This window comes from Oleiphilus sp. HI0125 (genome assembly GCF_001635355.1).
This window is the reverse complement of record NZ_LWGF01000646.1, coordinates 1-5,509: the sequence shown is the minus strand read 5'-3', so window position 1 is coordinate 5,509 and position 5,509 is coordinate 1. Positions and strand designations below refer to the sequence as shown.

General features: G+C 44.6%; 4 protein-coding genes. All 4 read left to right on the top strand.

Translation table 11 applies throughout. The features are described from left to right. Positions 1 to 3,093 (top strand): response regulator (locus A3762_RS08590; RefSeq protein WP_156493344.1); only part of this gene is annotated, 3,093 nt, incomplete at its 5' end. Positions 3,094 to 3,099: 6 nt separating this feature from the next. Continuing rightward, on the top strand, positions 3,100 to 4,020 hold the full coding sequence (locus A3762_RS08585) for a chemotaxis protein CheB (RefSeq protein ID WP_082869025.1): 921 nt from the start codon (positions 3,100 to 3,102) through the stop codon (positions 4,018 to 4,020). 28 nt (positions 4,021 to 4,048) lie between these two features. Beyond that, positions 4,049 to 4,498 carry a chemotaxis protein CheW gene (locus tag A3762_RS08580; protein WP_068483458.1) on the top strand — a complete coding sequence of 150 codons (450 nt, stop codon included), beginning with the start codon at positions 4,049 to 4,051 and terminating at the stop codon, positions 4,496 to 4,498. Between the two features lie 18 nt (positions 4,499 to 4,516). Further along, positions 4,517 to 5,395, top strand: coding sequence for a hypothetical protein (locus tag A3762_RS08575; RefSeq protein ID WP_068754981.1), 879 nt, complete (start codon positions 4,517 to 4,519; stop codon positions 5,393 to 5,395). The last annotated feature ends 114 nt before the right edge of the window (positions 5,396 to 5,509 follow it).

Genomic DNA, 5,509 nt, shown 5'->3' with positions numbered 1-5,509 from the left:
GAGCAAGAGCAAGAGCAAGAGCAAGAGCAAGAGCAAGAGCAAGAGCAAGAGCAAGAGCAAGATATCGAAATTAGTATTGATGCACTTGAGGAATCTCTAGCTGAAGCCATTCCAGAGTATGCTGTAGAAGAAACTGAAGAAGAGCTTGTAGCGACAGAACCAGAAGCTGCACCAGAAGAAACCATCCAAGTTGAAGAAGTTGATCAAACTGCTTCAGGATCTTTGGCGGAACTTGATCCTGAGTTAGCTGAAATTTTCTTGGAAGAAGCGCTAGAGTTGATCAATCATTCAGGCGAGCTACTGCACCAATGGCAGAGTGAGAGTGATAATTTTACGCTTGTAGGTGAATTGCAGCGCGATCTACATACGCTAAAAGGTGGTGCACGTATGGCTGAGGTCACTGCAATTGGTGATCTCTCACATGAGTTAGAAACATTGTTTGAGCGCACGGTTGAAGCACACACCGTTGCGAGTCCGGCCGTGATTGAACTTTGTCTTCAGTGTCATGATGCACTAGCGTCTATGGTCGATAGTGTTGAAGCGGGTTCTGTTCCTGCTCCAGCATTAGATTTGCTAGAAGCTGTTAAGCGCTCTATTGCTGGTGAAGAACCAGTATTAAGTAAGGTTCCAGCACCTCAGCCTGAGCAAACAGAAGTAGAACCTGAAGTTGAGAATATCGAGGCTACAGAACCTGAAATTGTTGAAGTTGAAGAGATAACGCTCGTAAAAGAGACGACAATTCCAGTTGAGCCAGAGCCAGCGAAACCTGTCAAGCCTGAATTATCAGAAGAAGACGCCCTCGATAAAGAAGTGCTTGATATGTTCGCCGAGGAGGCGCAGGAACTCATCGAAGCGCTCGAAACGAACATGGCGGATTGGGCTGATGCGCCAACCGAACAGAACTACAATCAAGAGTTGCAACGAGTACTGCATACTCTCAAAGGTGGTGCCCGTCTAGCGAGCTTAGATAAGTTGGCAGACACGAGTCATGATTTTGAAACACGTTTAATCCAAGCCTATTCAAATGGCGAAGCCTTTGAGGGTGAACTCAAAGCGCTAGCATTAAAAGCTCAAGATGCATTGCATAGTCTTACCAAAGATTTCCTTGCGCAGCTAACTGATCAAGCGCCAGAAGAGGAGCTTGAAAGCGAAACTCCAGTGGAAGTTGTTGAGCAATCTTCTGCAAGCCAAGAGTTGATTCAGCTTGGCCAACAACAAAGCCCATCGAAGCCTGTTAAAGAGAAAAAGTCAGGCTCACAAGAATCTGTTCGTGTGGGCGCATCGTTGATTGATGCCTTAGTGAATCTTGCTGGTGAGACAAGTATTTCGCGTGGTCGCCTAGAACAGCAGATTACTGATTTTGGTTTTACTCTTGAAGAGATGGCCGCAACGATCGAGCGTTTGCGTGAGCAATTGCGTCGTATGGAAATCGAGACAGAAGCGCAAGTACTTTACCGCGCTGAGCAAGAAGGTATCGCTATTTCTGAATACGAAGAATTCGACCCGCTTGAGATGGATCGCTATTCCTCTATACAGCAGCTTTCTCGTTCGCTGTCAGAGAGTGCGACCGATTTAACGGAGTTACGAGATACCTTATCGAATAGAGCGCGTGATGCAGAAACATTGCTATTGCAACAATCTCGCATTAATTCAGAGCTGCAAGAAGGCCTGATGAAAACACGCATGATTCCATTCTCGTCAATGGTTCCTCGCTTGCGTCGTATCGTTCGTCAGATCAGTGGTGAATTAGATAAAGCTGTTGATTTTAAAGTAGCTAATGCAAGTGGTGAGATGGATCGATCAGTGCTTGATCGAATGGTTGCGCCGTTAGAGCACATGCTACGTAATGCCCTTGATCATGGTATTGAGCCTAAAGAACAACGTGTGAAAGCGGGCAAACCAGAAGCCGGAACGATTGCGTTGTCTGTATCGCGCGAGGGTGGCGATATCGTCATTCGTATGCAAGATGACGGCGCTGGTATTGACGCATCGAAAATTAGAGCGAAAGCGGTATCGCAAGGTTTGATTGCTGAAGATGCCAAGTTATCAAAGCAAGATACCTTGCAGTTAATTATGGCAGCGGGTTTCAGTACCGCAGAGCAAGTTACGCAAATTAGTGGCCGCGGCGTTGGTATGGACGTTGTTGCAAGCGAAATAAAACAGCTCGGTGGTGCAATTTCTATTGATTCAACAGTAGGACAAGGTACGCAGTTCACGGTTCGACTCCCATTTACGGTATCTGTTAACCGTGCGTTGATGGTGAGCACAGGTGACGATTTTTATGCCATTCCGCTGAATACGATAGAAGGTATTGTTCGTGTCAGCCCTTACGAATTAGAAGAGTACTATCAAGAAGACGCACCACCTTATCGATATGCGGGACGTGATTATAAACTCCAGTATTTAGGGTCTTTGCTACACAACGCGCATCAGCCGAAGTTAAAAGGTCAGCCTTTGCCATTGCCCGTCATTTTGGTTCGAGGCACCGATCAACCTATGGCGTTACAAGTTGACAGCTTGATGGGTTCTCGAGAGATAGTAGTAAAAAGTTTAGGCATGCAGTTCAGCGAGGTGCATGGCGTCTCAGGGGCAACGATTCTTGGTGATGGTAGTGTTGTTGTGATCCTCGATTTACCGGCATTGATTCGTGAAGAGTCAGCAGGTGTCATGGATGTTCTAGATACTGATGGAAATGTTGATACACAGAACGAAACACCACTTGTGATGGTTGTTGATGACTCGGTTACAGTAAGAAAAGTATCGACGCGCTTGCTCGAACGCAATGGTATGGATGTCGTTACAGCAAAAGACGGGGTTGATGCCATTGCACAGCTTCAAGATACCAAGCCAGATGTCATGTTGTTAGATATTGAGATGCCTCGTATGGACGGTTTTGAAGTAGCAACACTTGTACGCCACGATGAACGTTTGAAAGATGTTCCGATTATTATGATTACCTCACGAACGGGCCAAAAGCACCGAGATCGTGCGATGTCGATTGGTGTAAATGAATACATGGGTAAGCCGTTCCAAGAGCAAGAACTGTTGCAGAAAATTGAAGAAGTTCTTGCTGCTACAAGAGTAACAGCATAAGAGTACATGATGAGGATCCAGGCTTCGCTCGGAATAATTAGTGAGGATCCTTTACTTAGAAAAGACTTAAGTATTTTTGCTGAGCGATACGGTTTTTCTGCGCAGGTTAGTATCGCACCGCAAAGCTGGAAAATTGAAGACCTTGAGCGCTACAACCAAATTTCATGCTGGTTAGTTGACGAGCCATTTTTTGATTTGGCAAGCGATGAGCTGGCGCAATACATAGCCGATTTAGCTGTTCCGGTTATTTTGGGGTTGGAGCCTTTTAGTCGTGAGCATGAGCTGAGGGAAAGGGAGTTTTCTCTTTTAATTAAAAAGCTTATTCAGCATCTCCATCCAAACCAAAGCAATGAGGTTTTCGATATATGGGTGCTAGCTGCTTCGTTAGGGGGGCCTGAGGCTGTGAAGGAGTTTCTAGATGCCTTACCCCAAGATATACCCGCGAGCTTCTTGTACGCGCAGCACCTCGATGAAGTGGGTTCTAAAGCCTTAGCTGATGTTATTGGCAGAGACGCGAAATTGCCTGTTGTTGCAATTGATGGAATGTGTGAATTAGCCCCCGGCGTGATTTATAAAGTCCCCGTGGACTCAAGCATTGATTTTACCAATGGTGTTTGTTTTAAAACGGGTTCAGCTTGGCAAGGTGAATATACCCCAAGTATTGATGAGCTGTTGCGTCGAGTAAGCTTCACTTACGGTAATCGAGCTAATGTCATCGTGTTTAGTGGCATGGGCGAAGATGGCGCCGATACAGCAAAAGATTTGGCTAGGCGTGGCAGTTTAGTTTGGGCGCAAAGTGAGCATAGTGCAGTCAGCGACATGATGCCGAAATCGGTGATCGAAAAGCGTATATGCCAACGGATTGCTGCACCAAAAGACCTTGCTATGTTAATGACAGCGTATTACAAGAATACAGGCATTTCTTAATTTGCCTAAAAAATGAAGGAAGTTCAGAGTGTCTGAATCAGAGCTAATTTCGAGTTTATATTTGCCGGTTGAAGGCACTAAGTTGGTGTTGCCAAACGTGAGTGTGGCCGAGGTAATTGAATATACCAAACCACAAGAAGCAGAAGGGCCAGAATATTTTCTAGGAAATATTATGTGGCGGGGTATACAGGTTCCATTGCTAAGCTATGAAGTTGCCAATGGCCAAGAGAAACCCGCTCGGAATACTCAAGCGCGTATAGCTGTAATTAATAGCGTTGGGCTAGATAATCAGAAGTTACCTTTTAGCGCCATTCTCACTCAAGGTCTCCCGCGCTTAGTAAAGGTGAGTAAGGATATCATTCAAGAAGAAGAGCAGAGCGATTCTCCTGCTGAACATAGCCGTATTAGGGTCGATGGAGAATATGCGGTGATTCCGAGCTTGGAATATCTAGAGTCACTGGCCATTAAACTAGCGTAAATCAGAGTCGCTCCTGAAATGATTCAGAAAACGCTGCAAAAAGAACTGTTATCGTTTTTCGTTTTGCTATTTCCGATCATTGAGCTTGTTTTATTAGGCTTGAACCACGCGGTGTTTTTCATCATCGGTTTGAGCGCTGTGATGTTTGCGCTCAACTTCTCCTCTTTGTTTTCAAATCTTCGCAAGTTTATTCCAGCAATTAATTTAGTCCTTTTTGCATCTATTTTTGTTGTGCATCTGACATCGGGTGTGAATAGTGTTGCTGTTATGGGCTGCTTGTTAGTGATGACTGTTTGGGCAGCATTAGTCCTTGATTTGGTGTTTGCCGCGACCTTTTCTCTTCTTTGTATGTTGCTTTTAAGCGCGCTAAATGATTTTACGCAGCTAGCCCAAAATGCCGTTCTAGTTTTTTCATTATTTGCGTTAGCGAGCTTTGTTCGCTTTCGTATCGGTCGACTTGAAAGAGCAGGGCCTAAGCATACTGAGGAGGATATGTTCGCATGTCGTAATGCGAGACAGTTTGAGCAAGACCTTTCTCATTACTTTGCCTTGCATCAGCGTTACCAGATGAATTGTGTGCTGCTGGTGATTGATGTTGAATTACCAAGAAAAATGAATCTGACGAAAGAAAGAACATTGTTGCAGGTTCTTGTGTCGATCTGGAAAAGCCGTATTCGTTCTACAGATTTGTTGTATAAATTAAGTGATCGCCGTTTTGCATGTCTTGTGACTGCAACGAATAGAGACGGCGCACAAATTTTATTGAATGATTTGAAGAAGGCGACACAGGATTATCAGTTGCCTGAAGGATTAAATCCTGAGGTTTATATTTCTCTTCATGATTGTGCAGAGCAAAATAGTGAAAAAAGCTGGCTAGATAAGAGTTATCAAGATTAGATACATTAAAAAATTTGATTCCTTTTGCTTGCGTGATAGATTGTCTCGCCCATGGTTTGGTGACGATTTTATGCCCTTTTAACAATGCGAGTCTCGACGAAGTTAAAAGAGAAA